17 protein-coding genes are annotated in these 17,046 nt (G+C 69.4%); 9 read left to right on the forward strand and 8 right to left on the reverse strand.

All coding sequences use genetic code 11. The features are described 5' to 3' along the window. Positions 1–27: 27 nt before the first annotated feature. Positions 28–1,530, reverse strand: a complete 1,503-nt coding sequence (locus tag JUB11_RS12225) for a DUF2066 domain-containing protein (protein ID WP_207458821.1) — start codon at positions 1,528–1,530, stop codon at positions 28–30. 76 nt (positions 1,531–1,606) lie between these two features. On the opposite strand from JUB11_RS12225, the gene purM reads away from it, so the two are divergent. The 3 genes from purM to JUB11_RS12240 all read left to right on the forward strand — a co-directional run bounded on the left by purM (position 1,607) and on the right by JUB11_RS12240 (position 3,589). Beyond that, a complete protein-coding gene (gene purM / locus JUB11_RS12230) occupies positions 1,607–2,689 on the forward strand; it encodes a phosphoribosylformylglycinamidine cyclo-ligase (RefSeq protein ID WP_207458846.1) in 1,083 nt (360 codons plus the stop codon). 17 nt (positions 2,690–2,706) lie between these two features. After that, positions 2,707–3,351, forward strand: a complete 645-nt coding sequence (gene purN, locus JUB11_RS12235) for a phosphoribosylglycinamide formyltransferase (protein WP_207458847.1) — start codon at positions 2,707–2,709, stop codon at positions 3,349–3,351. Positions 3,352–3,439: 88 nt separating this feature from the next. After that, entirely contained in the window at positions 3,440–3,589 is a 150-nt protein-coding gene (locus JUB11_RS12240; protein WP_207458822.1) for an aa3-type cytochrome c oxidase subunit IV, read from the forward strand. Between the two features lie 150 nt (positions 3,590–3,739). Here JUB11_RS12240 and JUB11_RS12245 read toward each other — a convergent pair whose 3' ends face one another. Continuing rightward, positions 3,740–4,237 (reverse strand): hypothetical protein, encoded by a 498-nt coding sequence (locus JUB11_RS12245; protein WP_207458823.1) that lies wholly within the window; start codon positions 4,235–4,237, stop codon positions 3,740–3,742. Positions 4,238–4,460: 223 nt separating this feature from the next. Further along, the gene (gene ndk / locus JUB11_RS12250) at positions 4,461–4,883 is read right to left on the reverse strand and encodes a nucleoside-diphosphate kinase (RefSeq protein WP_207458824.1); all 423 of its coding nucleotides are present in this window, start codon (positions 4,881–4,883) and stop codon (positions 4,461–4,463) included. Between the two features lie 218 nt (positions 4,884–5,101). Between ndk and JUB11_RS12255 the strand changes: the two genes are divergently transcribed. The 3 genes from JUB11_RS12255 to JUB11_RS12265 all read left to right on the forward strand — a co-directional run bounded on the left by JUB11_RS12255 (position 5,102) and on the right by JUB11_RS12265 (position 8,453). Continuing rightward, positions 5,102–6,997, forward strand: a complete 1,896-nt coding sequence (locus tag JUB11_RS12255; RefSeq protein WP_207458825.1) for an ABC-F family ATP-binding cassette domain-containing protein — start codon at positions 5,102–5,104, stop codon at positions 6,995–6,997. Beyond that, positions 6,994–7,671: an exopolysaccharide biosynthesis protein gene (locus tag JUB11_RS12260; RefSeq protein WP_207458826.1), complete on the forward strand. Its 678-nt coding sequence runs from the start codon at positions 6,994–6,996 to the stop codon at positions 7,669–7,671. Before JUB11_RS12255 ends, JUB11_RS12260 begins: the two co-directional genes overlap by 4 nt. A 209-nt stretch (positions 7,672–7,880) precedes the next feature. Then, positions 7,881–8,453 carry a phospholipid methyltransferase gene (locus JUB11_RS12265; protein ID WP_207458827.1) on the forward strand — a complete coding sequence of 191 codons (573 nt, stop codon included), beginning with the start codon at positions 7,881–7,883 and terminating at the stop codon, positions 8,451–8,453. 12 nt (positions 8,454–8,465) lie between these two features. Here JUB11_RS12265 and JUB11_RS12270 read toward each other — a convergent pair whose 3' ends face one another. After that, the gene (locus JUB11_RS12270; RefSeq protein ID WP_207458828.1) at positions 8,466–9,227 is read right to left on the reverse strand and encodes an SDR family NAD(P)-dependent oxidoreductase; all 762 of its coding nucleotides are present in this window, start codon (positions 9,225–9,227) and stop codon (positions 8,466–8,468) included. A 113-nt stretch (positions 9,228–9,340) separates the two neighbouring features. On the opposite strand from JUB11_RS12270, the gene JUB11_RS12275 reads away from it, so the two are divergent. Both JUB11_RS12275 and gmk read left to right on the forward strand, forming a co-directional pair. Next, positions 9,341–10,210, forward strand: coding sequence for a YicC/YloC family endoribonuclease (locus JUB11_RS12275; RefSeq protein WP_207458848.1), 870 nt, complete (start codon positions 9,341–9,343; stop codon positions 10,208–10,210). Between the two features lie 5 nt (positions 10,211–10,215). Further along, on the forward strand, positions 10,216–10,875 hold the full coding sequence (gene gmk / locus JUB11_RS12280) for a guanylate kinase (RefSeq protein WP_207458849.1): 660 nt from the start codon (positions 10,216–10,218) through the stop codon (positions 10,873–10,875). 36 nt (positions 10,876–10,911) lie between these two features. On the opposite strand, the gene rsmA is transcribed toward gmk, so the two are convergent. Genes rsmA through JUB11_RS12300 form a run of 4 tightly spaced genes read right to left on the reverse strand, consistent with a single transcriptional unit; the run spans position 10,912 to position 14,247 of the window. Then, entirely contained in the window at positions 10,912–11,796 is an 885-nt protein-coding gene (gene rsmA / locus JUB11_RS12285; RefSeq protein WP_207458829.1) for a 16S rRNA (adenine(1518)-N(6)/adenine(1519)-N(6))-dimethyltransferase RsmA, read from the reverse strand. Positions 11,797–11,829: 33 nt separating this feature from the next. After that, a complete protein-coding gene (locus JUB11_RS12290; protein WP_207458830.1) occupies positions 11,830–12,435 on the reverse strand; it encodes a hypothetical protein in 606 nt (201 codons plus the stop codon). Positions 12,436–12,488: 53 nt separating this feature from the next. Continuing rightward, positions 12,489–13,340 carry an alpha/beta hydrolase gene (locus JUB11_RS12295; RefSeq protein WP_207458831.1) on the reverse strand — a complete coding sequence of 284 codons (852 nt, stop codon included), beginning with the start codon at positions 13,338–13,340 and terminating at the stop codon, positions 12,489–12,491. 28 nt (positions 13,341–13,368) lie between these two features. Next, positions 13,369–14,247 (reverse strand): lytic transglycosylase domain-containing protein, encoded by an 879-nt coding sequence (locus JUB11_RS12300; protein ID WP_247887004.1) that lies wholly within the window; start codon positions 14,245–14,247, stop codon positions 13,369–13,371. Between the two features lie 398 nt (positions 14,248–14,645). Between JUB11_RS12300 and JUB11_RS12305 the strand changes: the two genes are divergently transcribed. Then, on the forward strand, positions 14,646–16,922 hold the full coding sequence (locus JUB11_RS12305) for an MHYT domain-containing protein (RefSeq protein ID WP_207458832.1): 2,277 nt from the start codon (positions 14,646–14,648) through the stop codon (positions 16,920–16,922). The last annotated feature ends 124 nt before the right edge of the window (positions 16,923–17,046 follow it).

Here is a 17,046-nt window from a genome sequence, read left to right on the forward strand (position 1 = left end):
TCCCTGCCCGTCCCGATGAACGCTCCGTCAGTAGCGGGGCGCGCCGGTTGCCGGCAACGTGCCCAGCGTCCGCGGCGGCGCGCCCGGCGCCATGCCGGGCTGCGGCTCGTAGGGCTGGGCGTAGCCGGGCTGGGCGTAGCCGGGCTGCTGGTATTGCGGCTGGGCGGGATAGGCGGGCGTCCCGTAGCCGGCCTGGCCACCCGCCACGCCCGCTGCCGGGCGCGGAGCCGCGCCGGGCCGGAGTGAGAGCTGCCACTGTGGGACGGGGCCGGCTGACGGCGTCGGCTGGCCCGGCAAGGGCGGATAGGCGGGCGCCGGGCTGTCGGGGTAGAGCGCCATGCCCTGCCGTTCCAGCGCCTGCTGCAGCGCGCTCACGTCGCCCCGGTGCGTCAGTGCGACGACCGCGGCCTCGCGGCTCAGCGACAGCACGTCCATGCGGGTCAGCCCCGGTACGCCGGCCAGCCGCTTGCGCGCGGCGACCAGTTCCTCCAGCCCGCGCAGGGGCAGCCGGACCAGCGTCGCCTGCTCCGGCCCGCTCGCCACGACATTCTCGTTCTGCCAGGACTTGTCGATGGCGGCCCCGACGAAGTTGGTGGCGCGGATCAGGAAATCCTCCGGCCGGTCGGCCGCGTCGGGCTGGACCGGGACGGTCTGCTCCGCCTTGCCGCCGTCGGCGTCGTAACGGGTCACATCGACCGTCAGCGCCTGGCCAGGGTTCAGCTCGCCGGCCGGCAGGGTCGCGCGCGCGACGACCACGCCCTGGGCGTTGTAGCGCTGCGCGATGCGGGCGAGCGCTTCGGGGTTGCCGGCCAGCGCCTCCTCGGCGCCGATGGCCGAGATGTCGGCCAGTTCGCCGTCGGGGACCAGCAGCGGCACCAGCGAGGAGGAGGCCGGGCGTTCCTCCCAGGCGGCGCGCCAGGGGGTGCGGTCCTCCCACAGCACGGGGCGGCCGTCCACGACGGTCACCGGCAGCAGCACGAAGGGGCGGGACGGCGGTTCGACATACTGGGAGGTGGAGCCGGCCAGCATCTCGCGCACCGCGCTCTCGCGGAACCGCACGGTGAAGGAGCCGACATAGCGGGTCGCGCTGACGCGCTCGTCGTCGATCTCGAATCCCTGGACGAGCCGGGCGAGGTCCCTTTCCGACATGCGCGGCGCGCTGCCGCCGGGAACCAGGCGGGCGTAAAGCTCCGCCCAGGCCTTGGACTGTGCCTGGGAGATGGCCTGGTCGCGCGCCGCGTTCGCGTTGGACGCGCTGATGTCCACCAGCACGCCCGAAACGGCATAGGGATCCGCCGCCATGGCCGCCCCGGCGGGAGGCACCGCGGCGGGCACGGGCATCTGGGCCTGGATCGGGGCCCCGACCGGGTTCGGCATCGGGGCCGCCGCCGCGCCCGGCGGGTCGAGCGGAGTCTGCTGCACCGGCGGCGGAACGCGCGTTTGCGACTCGGCTGGTGAGGCCGCGAGGGTTAATGCCGCGAAACTGGCGGCGAGACCCGCGAACAGCGGCGCGCGACGGCGTTGGAGCATTGCAAAGCCTTCCGATTCGAGTATGTTCGGCCCGAGCCAACGGCCCGGTATATAGCCCAGCCCAAGCGAGGATACCATTAGCACCCAGTCCTATAACACGTCCGACGCCTACAAGCAGGCTGGCGTGGACATCGATGCGGGCAACGCGCTCGTCGAAGCGATCAAGCCGCTCGCCCGTTCCACCGCGCGAACCGGTTCCGACGCCGGGCTGGGCGGATTCGGCGCGCTGTTCGACCTGCGCGCCGCCGGCTATCAGGATCCCCTTCTGGTTGCGACGACCGACGGCGTCGGCACGAAGCTGAAGGTCGCCATCCTGGCGAACAAGCACGACACGGTCGGCATCGACCTCGTCGCCATGTGCGTGAACGACCTCGTCGTGCAGGGCGCCGAGCCGCTCCTGTTCCTCGACTATTACGCGACCGGCAAGCTCGACGTCGCGGCGGGCCGCGACATCGTCGCCGGCATCGCCGAGGGCTGCCGTCAGGCCGGCTGCGCGCTGGTCGGCGGCGAGACGGCCGAGATGCCGGGCATGTACGCCGAAGGCGACTATGACCTCGCGGGCTTCTCGGTCGGCGCGGTGGAGCGCCAGAACGCGCTCACCGGGTCGGCGGTCCAGGCCGGCGACGTGCTGATCGGCATGGCCTCGACCGGCGTGCATTCGAACGGCTATTCGCTGGTCCGCAAGCTGGTGGAAAAGTCCGGCCTCGGCTACGACGCCCCCTGCCCCTGGGACGCGGGCCAGACGCTCGGCGCCGCCCTGCTGACGCCGACGCGCATCTATGTGAAGAGCGCGCTGGCCGCGGTGCGCGCCGGTACGGTGCGGGCGCTCGCCCACATCACCGGCGGCGGGCTGATCGAGAACATTCCGCGCGTGCTGCCGGACGGGCTCGGCGTGACGATGGACGCCTCGGCCTGGCCTCTGCCGCCCGTCTTCTCCTGGTTGATGAAGACCGGCGGCCTCAGCCCGCTGGAAATGGCGCGCACCTTCAATGTCGGCCTGGGCATGATCGCGGTGGTCCCCGCCGACCGTGCGGAGGAAGCCAAGGCGATCCTCGCCGGTGCGGGCGAAAAGGTCTTCACGGTCGGCACCGTCCAGCCGGTGCAGGAAGGCGGCGCGCGCGTCACCGTCAACGGCATGGACGCGGCGTGGACGGTCTGAAGAATGCGGGAGGACGCCTGCGTGTGGGCGTCCTCGTTTCGGGCCGGGGCAGCAACCTGCGGGCCCTGATCGACGCGTGCGCCGCCGCGGATTTTCCGGCAGAGATCGCTCTGGTCCTCTCCAACAAGCCGGACGCCGCGGCGCTGGAGCACGCCGCTTCGGCCGGGCTGCCGACGGCGGTGGTGGATCACCGCGACTTTCCCGGCGACAAGCAACGCTTCGAGGAAGCCATGGACGAAGCCCTGCGCGGGGCTGGCGTGCAGCTCGTCTGCCTTGCCGGCTTCATGCGGCTGCTGTCGCCCTGGTTCGTCGATGCCTGGCACGACCGGATGATCAACATCCACCCGTCGCTGCTGCCGAGCTTCAAGGGACTCGACACGCACAAGCGTGCGATCGAGGCCGGCGTGCGCTTCCACGGCTGCACGGTCCACTATGTGCGGCTGGAGATGGACGAGGGACCAATTGTCGCACAGGCGGCCGTGCCCGTGCTGCCGGACGATGACGCGGACAGCCTCGCCGGACGGGTGCTGGAGGCCGAACACCGGCTCTATCCCCTTGCGATCCGCCTGATCGGCGAGGGGCGCACCCGGATCCGGGACGGCCGGGTGCTCGTCGATGGCCCCCTGCCGGCCCCGCCACCGGTGACCAACCCGGCGTGCTGAGGACTCAACCGGTGCTTGACAGAGCATCGGATATTTCGGAAACCCCATCCCTACCGAATTCTGCGAAAAGCCCTGGAGGAAGGTCATCATGGCGGCAATGGAACAGAACCGCGCACCGGTCAGCGACGAGGTGGTGCGGGAGCATCAGGCGGTTTGGGTATCCTTCACCAAGTTCGTGAAGTACGGCATCTACGCCGTCATCGCGATCCTGGTGCTGATGGCGCTCTTCCTGCTCTGATCCGCCGCTGAGGCGCCGGCCGGCAACCCCGCCGGCGCTCTCGAAGCTGCTATTGAAAAGGCCCGCTTCCCCGGATGGAGAAGCGGGCCTTTCCATTGCGGGCTTCCGCCCGGCGCGAGCCGCGTGGTGACCGGGCGGAGGCGCCCTGCCTTACGGCTCCTGGCCGGCGTCGTAGCTCGGCGGAAGCTGGCCGAGCAGGAGGTCACGCACCTCCCCCACCAGCAGGTCCACCTGCCCTTCCCAGGGCGTATCGGAGCGCTGGATCGCCTGCATGACGTGGGTGGCGAGGTGGACGAGGGCAGCGCGGACGCATTCCTCCGGCGGGAAGTCGAAATCCATGGTGTCGCGCAGGAAGGCGCCGAGCTGGTCGGGAGAATTCCAGGGGTGCGCGATGACCGTCGTGAAGCCGCTGGTGCCGAGGAACACGGCGTTCAGCGCACTGGCCTGCCGGTAGATCCCTTCTGACGCGTTGTCGAGGTCGAGGTTGCCCTCCATCACCTCGTCGAAGGCGGCGAGGCATTGGTCCACGTAGCCCCGCACCAGAAGCTCCACCACCTTGGGATCGGCGAGGTCGTTGCCCTTCTGCGTCAGGATGGGAAGCGGCTCCAGGAGCGCGGCGACGATGGCGTTCGGGTTCTGGGCTTCCATCGGGTGTTCCTTGCGATCCGCATGTTGAACCGGCGCGACGGACCGGCATCTCCGATTCCCGAATAGCCTACATTGCCACGCCTGTCCACGGCGGTAACCAGAAAGGCCTAGGCGCTCCAAGGGACAAGTTCGTGACGCGCGCAGGCATTGTGAGAAGCCCCAAAGACAAAGGGCCGCCCCAAGCGGGACGGCCCTCCGTGAAAAGCGTCCGGTGATCCGGGGATCAGGCGACGATTTCGGTGCCGGCGAAGAAGAAGGCGATCTCCTGGGCGGCGGTCTCCGGGGCGTCGGAGCCGTGCACCGAGTTGGCCTCGATCGACTCGGCGAACTCCTTGCGGATGGTGCCCTCGGCGGCGTTGGCCGGGTTGGTGGCGCCCATGATCTCGCGGTTGCGGGCGATGGCGTTCTCGCCTTCCAGGACCTGGAGGACGACCGGGCCGGAGATCATGAAGGAGACGAGGTCCTTGAAGAAGGGACGCTCGGAGTGGACGGCGTAGAACTGCTCCGCCTGCTTCTGCGACAGCTGAACGCGCTTCTGGGCGACGATGCGCAGACCGCCATCCTCGAACTTGGCGTTGATCTTGCCGGTCAGGTTGCGGCGGGTGGCATCGGGCTTGATGATCGACAGGGTGCGTTCGACGGCCATGGCGGCGGGCTCCTTTGTTGATACTTTGATGACAAAGTCTTGGATTTCAGGGACTTTGACGGGGACGGTCTTGGGCGCCCTCCGCTTTGGGCGGCGTTATATAGGCGGTTTTGCTGCGCGGCAACCGCTTCGTCGTCCTATGATGGTCACGGGCGCCGCGCGGCAGGCCCAGCGAACCGTTTCAATCCGGGGCCGGGTCGTGGTAAACCGGCCCCGCCATGCTCCACATCAATGATCTGACGTTCCGCTATGGCGGACGGGTGCTGTTCGAACAGGCCACGGCGGTCGTTCCGAAGGGCCATCGCGTCGCGCTCGTCGGCCGCAACGGCACGGGCAAGAGCACGCTGCTGAAAATCATCGCCGGCCAGATCACGACGGATGCCGGAAGCATCACCGTGCCCGCCGGGATGAAGATCGGCATGGTCGCGCAGGAGGCGCCGAGCGGCGCCACCAGCCTGATCGACGCCGTGCTGGCCGCCGACACCGAGCGCACCGCCCTGCTGGCGGAGGCCGAGACGGCGCAGGACCCCCTGCGCATCGGCGAGGTCCACGCCCGTCTGGCCGACATCGAGGCGCATTCGGCGCCGGCGCGGGCGGCGCAGATCCTCTCCGGCCTGGGCTTCGACGCCGAGGCGCAGCAGCGTCCCTGCTCCGACTTCTCGGGCGGCTGGCGCATGCGCGTGGCGCTGGCCGGCGTGCTGTTCGCGCGGCCCGACCTGCTGCTGCTGGACGAGCCGACGAACCACCTCGACCTCGAAGCCACGCTGTGGCTCGAAAGCTACCTGAAGAACTATCCGCACACGGTCCTGCTGGTCAGTCACGACCGCGGCCTGCTGAACGCCGTGCCGGACACCACCATCCACGTCGACAACACCAAGCTGGTCACCTATTCCGGCGGCTACGACACCTTCCTGCGCACGCGGCGCGCCAACCTGGACCGGCTGCGCTCCATGGCGGTCAAGCAGGAAGCCAAGCGCAAGCACATGCAGGAGTTCGTGGACCGCTTCCGCGCCAAGGCCACGAAGGCCCGACAGGCGCAGAGCCGCATGAAGGCGCTGGAGAAGATGGAGCCGATCGTCGGGATCGAGGACGACCCCAACATCGCCTTCAACTTCCCCCAGCCGGACGAGCTGGCCCCGCCGCTGATCGCGCTGGACAACGCCGTCGCCGGCTACGGCGACAAGGTGATCCTGCGCCGCCTGAACCTGCGCATCGACATGGACGACCGGATCGCGCTGCTGGGTGCGAACGGCAACGGCAAGTCCACGCTGGTGAAGCTGCTGTCCGGCCGGCTGGCGCCGCTGGACGGCGAGGTACGCCGGTCGGCTAAGCTGCGCGTCGGCTATTTCGCCCAGCACCAGCAGGACGAGTTGGACCTGTCGGCGACGCCGATCCAGCAGGTCCAGCGCACGATGCCTCAAGCACCGGAGGAAAAGGTCCGCGCGCATCTGGGCCGCTTCGGCTTTCCGCAGACCAAGGCGGAGACGCGGATCTCCGACCTGTCGGGCGGCGAGAAGGCGCGGCTGCTGCTGGCGCTGATGAGCCGCGAGGCGCCGCACATCCTGATGCTCGACGAGCCGACCAACCATCTGGACGTGGATAGCCGCGAGGCGCTGATCGAGGCGATCAACGGCTTCCAGGGTGCCGTCATCCTCATCAGCCACGACCCGCACCTGATCGAGCTGACGGCCGACCGGCTGCTGATCGTCGCGGACGGCACCTGCAAGCCCTATGACGGCGACATGGACGATTACCGCCGCTTCCTGCTGGACCGCGCACGGGCCGAGCGGGCCGGCGGGCGGGCCGACACCGAAGCGGCGGACGCCGTGTCGCGCAAGGACCAGCGCCGTGCCGCCGCCGAGGCGCGCAGCGCGCTCGCCCCGCTGAAGCGCAAGGCGGCCGACGCGGAGTCGCTGGTGAACAAGCTCACCGAGGAAAAGCGCAAGATCGAGACGAAGCTGGCCGACCCGGCCCTCTATGACGGTCCGAGCGACAAGCCGCAGAAACTGCAGATCGAGCTGGGCACCGTCGAGAAGAAGCTGGCATCCGCCGAGGAGAGCTGGCTGGAAGCCTTGGAAGCCTACGAGAACGCCGCCGCGGAGGCGGGCGTATGAGCCTGCGCACCGCGACCGAGCCCGCCGCCGCCCTGGAAGACGTCCGCACCGCGGCTGGCGCCCCTCATCCCGTCCGCACCTCGGACGTGCTGCGGGCTTTCCGCGACCGGCTGCCGGAGGGGCGGGTCAGCCTCGCCGACCTGATCGACGCCCTGGGCGACCGTTCGCTGGGCACGATCCTGCTGGCGCTGGCCTTGCCGACGGTGGCGCCCGTGCCGCTCGGCGTGTCCTGCCTGTTCGACCTGCCGATCCTGCTCTTCTCCCTACGGATGCTGACGAGCGCGTCCGGCCCGTCGCTGCCGCCCTGGCTGCTGCGGCGGTCGGTCAGCCGCAACCTCGCGCGCCGCATGATCGACGCCGCCCTGCCCCGGCTGGCCTGGATCGAGCGCATGCTGGCCCCGCGCCTTCCCCGAGTCGTGACGGTGGAGCGGAAACGCTGGTTCGGCGCCCTGCTGTTCGTGCTGACCGTGATGTGCATCGTGCCGCTGCCGCTCACCGGCTGGTTGCCCGGCTTCGCGCTCGTGCTCCTGTCGCTGGGCCTTATCGAGCGGGACGGCGGCGCCATTGCCGTCGGGTTCGGGCTTGCTGTCGCGTCGGTTGTGTTCATGGCGCTCGTCATAAGCGGTTTGTCATATGCCGGGACCGAGCTTCTAGGAGTTACCACCACACCCTAGCTCTCATCCGTCCTGCGGGTTGCAGCGACCGTCGCTTTGCGACATAGATTGCGCCGTTTGCGACATCGCTGCGCAAACCGGAGCCTGACCCTGGCCGATTCCGGCCGCCCCCGGTTAAGCACCGTGATCCCGCTCCACAGCCAAAGGGCGACAGGACGCACATGAGACTCACGGACCTCCCCGCCGCGGGGAAAGCAGAAAAAGCGAAGATGCCGCCGGCCGCCTGGCTGTTCTTTCAACGCTGGATGGCCAATCCGAAGTCCATGGGGTCGATCACGCCATCGTCGGCCGCGTTGCGCAAGCTGGTCCGGGAGAACATCGTCTGCGGCCCGGACGAGGTGGTCGTGGAGTTCGGCGGCGGCACAGGCGCCATCACGCGCGCCCTGCTGGAGGCAGGCATCCCGGGGGAGCGCGTCTACAGCTTCGAGCTGGACAACCAGCTCGCCCGCTATCTGCGCGGGGCCTTTCCCGATATCAACGTGATCGCCGACGACTGCCGCAAGGCCGCCGAGCTGCTGGGGCCGGAGATCGTGGGCAGGGTGGGCACCGTGGTCATCTGCATCCCGACCGCGACCCTGCCGCCCTCGGTCCAGCGGGAGGTGGTGGACGCCGCCTTCAGCATCATGCCGCGCGGCAACCGCTTCATCCTCTACACCTACATGCCGAAATCGACGCTGAACCAAAAGGCCCTGAACATCCGGGGCAAGCGGCTGGACTGGACGCCCCTGAACGTCCCGCCCGCCTCGGTCTGGGGGTACTGGCGCGACGAACAGCCTGCCTGAGGCTTTCCCGGTTCAGGCCTTCTTCGGCGCACGCCTGAGCAGGGCGTCGGTCCAGGACGGCGGCAGCGCGGCGAGGAGCCAGACGGCGGCCGACATCGGCCAGGGGAAGCTGATGCGCGCGCGGTTGCGCTCCAAACCGCGCCGGATCACGCGGGCGGCGCGGTCCGTCTCCATCAGGAAGGGCATGGGGAAAGTGTTCACGGCGGTGATCCGGCTCTTCACGAATCCGGGGCAGATCACCGACACGCCGATCCCCTCATCGGCCAGATCGCCGCGCAGGGATTCGCCATAGACCCGCACCGCCGCCTTGCTGGCGCAGTAGGCGGGGGCACCCGGCAGGCCGCGGAAGGCCGCTTGGGAGGCCATCAGCGCGATCTGCCCCCGGCGACGGCCGCGCATGGCCGGCAGCAGCGGATGCACGGTGTTCAGCACCCCGTCCAGATTGACCTGGAAGATGCGCCGGGCCTGCTCCTCCGTCTCGATCCCGTTGCCGGTCCCGGCGGAGATGCCGGCGTTTGCGATGACGAGATCCACGGGGGAACGCGCCTCCACCTCCAGCAGCCAGTCCGCCGTCGCCGCGCGGTCGCTCACGTCCAGCACCCTGGTCTCGACCAACGCCCCCCGCGCGCGGCAGCGCTCCGCCGAGGCGGCAAGCCGTGCCGGGTCGCGCCCGGCGAGCGCCAGCGTCACGCCCGGCCCGGCATAGACGAGGGCCAGCTCCTCCCCGATGCCGCTGGACGCGCCGGTGATGACGATGGACCGCGGATTGCGCACTGCACACCTCTGTCTTGTTGCCTTTTCGGGCCGCCGCTATAACTTGTGCCCCACAATTCAGCCACCATGAAGCCGAGGCCCGCTTGTCCGCCACCAGCCCCGTGATCGCCAGCATGACCGGATTCGCCCGCGTCGACGGCCATGGCGAGGGCTATTCCTGGACCTTCGAGGCCAAGAGCGTCAATGGCCGCAGCCTGGACATACGCTGCCGCGTGCCCTCGGGCTTCGACGGGATCGAGGCGCTGGCCCGCGCCGATGTGCCCAAGAGCCTCGCGCGCGGCAACGTGACGCTGAACCTGACGGTCTCCCGCAGCCAAGCCGGCACCGGCCAGATCCGCATCAACCGCGACCTGCTGAACCAGGTGCTGGAGCTGGCGCGCGAGATCGAGGGCGCCGGGGCCGCCCCGCCCCGTCTCGATTCGCTGCTGTCCGTCCGCGGCATCATCGAGACGGTCGAGGAGGACGAAACCGAGGCCCGTACCCGCATCGAGGCACCGCTGAAGGCGGATCTCGGCCGTCTGGTGGGGCAGCTCGCCGCCGCGCGCGAGGCGGAGGGCAAGCGCCTCACCGCGGTCCTGCACGCCCATCTGGACGAAATCGCCCGGCTCGTCGATGCGGCGGGCGCCTGCGCCTCCACCCAGCCGCAGGCCCTGCGCGACAAGCTGCGGGCGCAGGTCGCGGCCCTGCTCGACGCCTCCCCGGCGCTGCCGGAGGAGCGTCTGGCCCAGGAGGCGGCCCTGCTGATCGCCAAGGCGGACGTGCGGGAGGAGCTGGACCGGCTGCGCGCCCATATCCAGGCCGCCCGCGACATGATGGCCGAGGGCGGCGCCATCGGCCGGCGCTTCGATTTCCTGTGCCAAGAATTCAACCGTGAAGCCAACACGCTCTGCTCCAAATCCGCCGATGTGGAGCTGACGCGCATCGGCCTGTCGCTGAAGGCTGCCATCGAACAGCTCCGCGAGCAGGTCCAGAACATCGAGTGATCATCATGGCCCCGAGCCCCTCTTCCCAGCCCCTGCAGGACATCACCCGCCGCGGCCTGATGCTTGTGCTTTCCTCGCCGTCCGGTGCCGGCAAGACGACGATTTCCCGCCGCCTGCTCGACCGCGAGCTGGGCATCACCATGTCGGTGTCGGTGACGACCCGCCCGATGCGCCCCGGCGAGGTGAACGATGTCGATTACCATTTCATCGACATGCCGGAGTTCGACCGGATGGTGGAGGCCGGCGAGCTGCTGGAACACGCGCGCGTGTTCAGCAACTGCTATGGCACCCCCCGCGCCGCGGTGGAGAAGGCGCTGAGCGGCGGGCGCGACGTGCTGTTCGACATCGACTGGCAGGGCACGCAGCAGCTCGCCCAGAACGCCCGCGACGACCTCGTCAGCGTCTTCGTCCTGCCGCCGTCGGGCGAGGAGCTGGAGCGCCGCCTGCACAGCCGTGCCCAGGACTCGGCCGAGGTCATCGCCCAGCGCATGGCCAAGGCGTCCGACGAGATCAGCCACTGGGCCGAATATGATTACGTCATCGTGAACCGCGACCTGGAGGAGAGCGTCAGCGCCGTCCAGGCCATCCTGCGCGCCGAACGGCTGCGCCGCCGCCGCCAGGTCGGGCTGCCGCAGTTCGTGCGGAGCGTGCAGGAAGCCCTGTAAGGGTGGGCGGGGCGCCGGGCGGCGCCCCCTCCCTTTTCAGGCCCGCGCCTTGTAGGCCCGCGCCAGTGCTGCGAAGCCCGCCACGTCCACTTCTTCCGCCCGCGCGGTCGGCGCGATGCCGACCTCTTCCAGAATGGCCTCGGCGTTGCCGAGGGACTTCAGGCTCTGGCGCAGCATCTTGCGTCGCTGGCCGAAAGCGGCGGCGGTCACCTGCTCGAAGGCGCGCCAGTCCGCCGGCTCCGGGTTCGCGCGCGGAGTCAGGTGGACGATGGAGGAATCGATCTTCGGCGGCGGGGTGAAGGCGCGCGCCGGCACGTTGAACTGCACCCTAGCGTCCGCCCGCCACTGGGTGATCACCGACAGCCGCCCATAGGCCTTGCTGCCGGGCCGGGCGACCAGCCGGTCCGCGACCTCCTTCTGGAACATCAGCGTCAGGCTGACGAACTGCTCGATGTTCGCGAGCCAGCCGAGCAGCAGCGGCGTGCCGACATTGTAGGGCAGGTTCGCCACGATGGCGCGCGGGGCCGGGGCCAGCTCAAGCGCATCGACCTCCAGCGCGTCGGCCTCGACGATGCGCAGCCGGCCCTTGGCCGCTTCGATCACGTCCTGAAGCGCCTCGATGAAACGGGAGTCCCGCTCGATGGCGATGACCTGCCGCGCCCGTGTCGCCAGCAGCGCGCGGGTCAGCCCGCCGGGACCCGGGCCGACCTCCACCACCGTGACGCCGTCGAGCTTTCCCGCCGACCGCGCGATGCGGGCCGTGAGGTTCAGGTCGAGCAGGAAGTTCTGGCCGAGCGCCTTGCGCGCGTCGAGCCCGAAGCGGGCGATCACGTCGCGGAGCGGCGGCAGGGCCTCGGGGTCGAAGCCGTGGTCCTGGGCCTGTTCCGGGAGGTTTTCTGGTGGGGGAGCGGATTCGGTCATGCCCGCCCTTATAAAGCGGGGCTCGCCTTCCCGCTAGCCTTCCGCCCGTAACGCGATGTCGTCGTACTTCTCGTGGAGGCGGCCGGTGCAGGTGACCCGCCGGCCGTCCTCATAGGCGTCCTCCGGCTTTGGCCCGATGGTGACCTGGAGGCTGACGCGTTCAGCCAGCTGGTCGCCCAGATCGTCGGGGCGTCCGCCGCGCCCGGCGTCGTGGCTGAAGACGTTCTCCAGGTACCAGCTCGCCCCGCCCGCCCCCTGCGGCCCGCCGCCCGTCAGCGCCTCGGCGAGCCGGGTGTAGACGTCCTTGCAGGCCTCGCCGGTGCGGTTGGCGGGCAGGTCCACGAAGCTGGCATAGGCGACGATGCGCCGGTCATGGAAGCGGTAGAAGACCCCCGTGCGCAGCGCCGGGGTGCGGGTGTAGGTTCGGGTGACGTATTCGACGGAGCGGTCGAGGTCGCGCCGCAGCCGCATCATGCCCCAGTCGAGCAGCGTGACCGGTTCGTGCGCCAGCCACTCGACCGCGTCCTGCCCCCGCCGTTCGCGGGCTTGAGCCTCCTGAATGTCTTGAGCAGCGGCTGGGGCGGTGGCTGCCAGGAGCAGGCCGAACCCCAGCACGGCGACAGACGCAATCCCCTTCATGGTCCAGTCCCTCCCGGCCCTATGAGGCGGCTCAACCGCTGTTGAAAACGCTATCACCCTTCCCTGAGGAAGTCCCGGACCAGTTGGATCTGCTCCTTGCTCATGAGGGCGGGGGCATGGCCCGTGTGGGGGATCTCCACAAGCCGCGCCGCAGGGCCGCGCCGGGTCATCTCCTCCGCCGTCTCCCTGGACAGCAGGTCCGAGTTGGCGCCGCGCAGCACCAGCACCGGGCAGCGGACCCGCTCCCACACCGGCCAGAGATCGACGTCCGCCATCGGCTGAGCCTGGAAGGCGGCGGCGATCCCCGGATCGTAGGCGAGGGCCCAGCGGCCGTCGGGCAGGCGGCGCGCGCTGTGCTCCGCCATGTGGCGCCAGCAGGCGTCCGGCAGGCTGCCGAATCCCATCAGGATGAAGCGCAGGTAGGATTCCAGCGCCGGAATATCCTCGAAGATCGGCGTCTTGCCGACATAGTCGGCGATGCGCTCCAGCCCCTCCCGCGCGATGAAGGGGCCGACGTCGTTGATCACCAGCCGGCGGATCGGGCTGTTCGGCTGGGCCGCCAGCATCATCCCGATCAGCCCGCCCATCGATGTCCCGACCCAATCCACCTCGTCGACGCCGAGCCGGGCGATCAGCGCCGCCATGTCCGCGCAATATTGCGGGTAGCCGTAGAGCGCGGGGTTCGCCAGCCAGTCGCTCCGGCCCCGGCCGACCACATCGGGACAGGCGACGCGCCAGCCCTCGGCCATTTCGATGGCGAGACGGTCGAAGTCGCGCCCGTTCCGGGTCAGCCCATGGACGCAGACGAGCGTGCGGCGCGCGTCGTCGCGCCCCCACTGCGTGTAGGCCACACGGTGGAAGCCGGCCATGCTGAGGCCGAGAAAGCTGCGTTCGGACATCGGCATGGTCGGGACTCCCGCGGAAAGGGTGGCGCTAATCCCCGGTCTGGGCGACGGAGGTCTTGCCCGCGAGCGCCGAGGGTCCGGCCACCGACGGGTCGAACGGGTGGCGGTCGGGGCCGTAAAGGCGGCGGATCAGGCGCACGTAGGACTGGGTTTCCTCATAGGGCGGTATGCCTTTGTAGCGGTCCACGGCTCCTTCCCCCGCGTTGTAGCCGGCCAGCGCGAAGTTCACGTTGCCCTGGAAATAGGCGAGCAGCCAGCGCAGGTACTTCATTCCACCCCGGATGTTCTCCTTGGGATCGAAGACGTCGCGCACGCCGAAACGGTCCGCCGTATCGGGGATGAGCTGCATCAGCCCGGCCGCCGCCTTCGGCGACACGGCGTCGGTGCGGAAGGCGCTTTCCGTCTGGATGATCGCCAGCACCAGATCCGGGTCGAGCCCATAGGTGGGCGCCATCTCGCGGACGATGGCGACGATTTCCGCCGGGGGTGCGGCGAGCGCGCGCACCGGCCCGCCGCCCGGCCGGCAATAGGGACGGAATCGGCCGACGGCTTTGGGGACGTGGTTGATCATCCTGCGGGCATCGGCATGGCCGCGCTCGGCGGCCGCGCGCAGCCATGCCGCACCCTTGTTCCGGTCGCGCCGCACCCCTATTCCAAAGAGATAGCGGCGCGCCAGCGTGTAGGCGGCGCCGGCATCCCCGTTCTCCGCCGCCTCGCAAACCATGCTGGCCGAGCCTGGCCTGTTGCTGGTGGTCACGGTGACGCCGTTTACCGTGACGCTGTTCAGCGAGGAGGTGGCGCCGCGATCCTTGGCCTGCGGCGCCCCACGCTCGGCCGCCGCCGCCATCGGCGCCGTGGCGACCGGCAGCAGGAAGGCGAGCAGGACGATCAGGGTTCTCGGCGACAAAGACAAACTCCTCGGGTTCTTCGCAAGTATGGGCGGGAGGGAGAGGATCGGCAAGGATCCCCGCCTTGTACAACCCCGGCGGCCCCTCATGCGGCCCCAAAGCCTCTCCGTCCAGAAAAAGGCGGAGGGCCGAAAGCTCCGCCCGACAATCTCACGGAAACAGGAAACTTACAAATAATTTTCGCTAAATATTTGGCGCGGCTTGTCTTTCCTCACCTTTGGCGGCCAGGCGAGTTCCTCGGTTGGCCCTTAACATTTTCTTATGGAACGACTATTATGTTCGTTATAGGCGGCTTCCATTTGGGCCCTGCCCGCAGGCCTGAATTCGGGGGTATGCCATCATTCATACCCTCACTGTAACGAGCCCGCATCCTAACGAGCCCACACCGTAACGAGCCTTGACCGGAACCTACGATCCCTTCCTCGTCGCGCTGTCCTACATCGTCGCCGCTTTCGGCGGCTATGTGGCGCTGGACCTCACGTCGCACGCCCGCAGGGCGCGGCGCTGGAGCAACGCGTGGCTCGCCGGCGCGTCGCTGGCACTCGGCGCCGGAATCTGGTCGATGCATTTCATCGGCATGCTGGCGTTGCAGACGCCGATGCCGATCACCTATGATACCGGGCTGACGGCGCTGTCCTTCGCGCTCGCCGTCACGATGTCCGGCGCCGGGCTCTTCGCCGTGGCGCAGAAGGGGACGAAGCGCCTCTTCCTTCCGGTCGCCGGCACGCTGACCGGGCTGGGCATCGTGTCCATGCATTACGTCGGCATGGCCAGCATGCAGATGCCGGCCCGCCTGGATTACGACACGTCGCTCGTCATCCTCTCGACGGTGATCGCCGTCGCGGCCTCCTGCGCGGCCCTGTGGCTGGCCTTCCACACCCACAATCCCTGGCAGCGCATGGCGAGCGCCCTGATGATGGGCCTCGCCGTCGTCAGCATGCATTACACGGGCATGGCCGCCGCACGCTTCACCGACATGGATCATGGCGACGCCGGGATGGACATGGCGATGGCCCTGTCCACGCCGAACCTGGCGGTCGGCACCGCGGCCGGAACGATCCTGCTGCTGGCTCTGGCGCTGGCCTCGGCGCTGCTGGACCGCCAGCGCGAGGCCCGGCGGGCCGCGGCGCGGGAGGCGCAGTACCGCTCGATCTTCGACACGGCGGTGGACCCGATCGTCGTGGTGGACGAGGACGGGATCATCCGGTCCTACAACCATGCCGCGGAGGAGACCTTCGGCCATTCCGCCGAGGCGGCCATCAACGCCCCCATCGCGCTTCTCATTCCGGACATGCAACAATTCGCGCCGGGAGACCTGGCGCGTTCCGGTCCGGAGGCGGAAAGGCAGGCGGGCGGGCGTTTCGCGGCGCGTGCGCGCGACGCCTGCGGGCGGCGCAAGGACGGATCGCTCTTCCCGCTGGAACTGTCGGTGTCGGAATGGCGTGACGGGCGCCGCCGCTACTTCACGGGCATCCTGCGCGACGTCACCGCCCGCAAGGCCGCCGAGGCAGCACTGCGGCAGGCGAAGGAGGAGGCCGACATCGCGCGCGAGGCCGCGCTGGCCGCCCGCGACCTCGCCGAACGCGCGGACATGGCGAAGACCAAGTTCCTGGCCGCCGCGAGCCACGACCTGCGTCAGCCCTTGCAGTCCCTGTTCTTCTTTACCCACGCCCTTTCGGACAAGCTGGGCGGCCACGCCGCCTCCCCCCTGCTGGCGAGCATGAGCGGGTCGCTGGACGCCATGCGCGCGCTGCTGGACAGCCTGCTCGACGTGTCGAAGCTGGATGCGGGCGTCGTCACCCCCAACGTTTCCGAGTTCCCGCTGGGCCCCCTCCTCGAACGGCTCGCCGGGGAGTATGCGGGGCGGGCCGGGGAGACGGGCATCGCCTTCCGCCACGTGCCGACCAAGGCCTGGACGCGGACCGATCCGGCCCTGCTGGAGCGGATCGTCCGCAACCTGATCGAGAACGCGATCCGCTACACCGAGGCGGGCACCATCCTGATCGGCTGCCGGCGGCGGCGCGGCGCCCTCGCGATTTCGGTCGTGGACACCGGCATCGGCATTCCCGATGACCGGCGCGAGGACATCTTCGAGGAGTTCACGCAGCTCGCCAACCCGGAACGCGACCGCCGCAAGGGGCTCGGCCTCGGGCTGGCCATCGTGAAGCGCCTGTCAGGCCTTCTGGGCCATGGCATCGAAGTCCGGTCGGAGCCCGGCCGGGGGAGCGTCTTCGCGGTCACGGTGCCGGTGGTGGAAACCCGCCCCGCTCCGGTGGCGACGGAGACGGCAACGCTGACCCGCCTTCCGGGCAAAGGGTTGGTCGTGGTGGTCGAGGACGACGCCATCATCCTGCTGAGCATGCGCGCCATGCTGGAGGAGTGGGGCTACAAGGTGGTCTCGGCGATGTCGTCGGAAGAGGCCATCGAATCCATCCTCGGCCTCGGCCAGCAGCCGGACATGATCGTCGCCGACTACCGCCTGCGCGAGGGGCGGACCGGGGTCCAGGCGATCCGCGACATCTATGGCGTCTGCGGTGTGCGCATCCCGGCACTGGTGCTGACCGGCGACACCGACCCGGCCCGCATCGCCGAGGTCAAGCAGAGCGGCTTCCTCCTGCTCCACAAGCCGGTGTCGCCCGGCCTGCTGCGAGAGGCGCTGGCCTCGGCCGCCTGATGTCCATCCCATGGCATGCGCCGGGCGTCCGGTGCGGCTTGAACGCGGGCTTGGCGGTGGCAGGCAACGGCGGCGGCACCATGTTTGGATGGCTCTCCACGTGACGGAGGCTGTTCGAATGGGG

The organism is Azospirillum sp. SYSU D00513, from assembly GCF_017356015.1.
GTDB lineage: Bacteria > Pseudomonadota > Alphaproteobacteria > Azospirillales > Azospirillaceae > Azospirillum.

What these genes read in the sequence shown, in the direction of transcription:
- JUB11_RS12225 (WP_207458821.1), bottom strand. Translation starts at nt 1,530, where the DNA reads ATGCTCCAACGCCGTCGCGCGCCGCTGTTCGCGGGTCTCGCCGCCAGT.
- JUB11_RS12240 (WP_207458822.1), top strand. Translation starts at nt 3,440, where the DNA reads ATGGCGGCAATGGAACAGAACCGCGCACCGGTCAGCGACGAGGTGGTG.
- JUB11_RS12245 (WP_207458823.1), bottom strand. Translation starts at nt 4,237, where the DNA reads ATGGAAGCCCAGAACCCGAACGCCATCGTCGCCGCGCTCCTGGAGCCG.
- ndk (WP_207458824.1), bottom strand. Translation starts at nt 4,883, where the DNA reads ATGGCCGTCGAACGCACCCTGTCGATCATCAAGCCCGATGCCACCCGC.
- JUB11_RS12255 (WP_207458825.1), top strand. Translation starts at nt 5,102, where the DNA reads ATGCTCCACATCAATGATCTGACGTTCCGCTATGGCGGACGGGTGCTG.
- JUB11_RS12260 (WP_207458826.1), top strand. Translation starts at nt 6,994, where the DNA reads ATGAGCCTGCGCACCGCGACCGAGCCCGCCGCCGCCCTGGAAGACGTC.
- JUB11_RS12265 (WP_207458827.1), top strand. Translation starts at nt 7,881, where the DNA reads ATGCCGCCGGCCGCCTGGCTGTTCTTTCAACGCTGGATGGCCAATCCG.
- JUB11_RS12275 (WP_207458848.1), top strand. Translation starts at nt 9,341, where the DNA reads ATGACCGGATTCGCCCGCGTCGACGGCCATGGCGAGGGCTATTCCTGG.
- gmk (WP_207458849.1), top strand. Translation starts at nt 10,216, where the DNA reads ATGGCCCCGAGCCCCTCTTCCCAGCCCCTGCAGGACATCACCCGCCGC.
- rsmA (WP_207458829.1), bottom strand. Translation starts at nt 11,796, where the DNA reads ATGACCGAATCCGCTCCCCCACCAGAAAACCTCCCGGAACAGGCCCAG.
- JUB11_RS12290 (WP_207458830.1), bottom strand. Translation starts at nt 12,435, where the DNA reads ATGAAGGGGATTGCGTCTGTCGCCGTGCTGGGGTTCGGCCTGCTCCTG.
- JUB11_RS12295 (WP_207458831.1), bottom strand. Translation starts at nt 13,340, where the DNA reads ATGCCGATGTCCGAACGCAGCTTTCTCGGCCTCAGCATGGCCGGCTTC.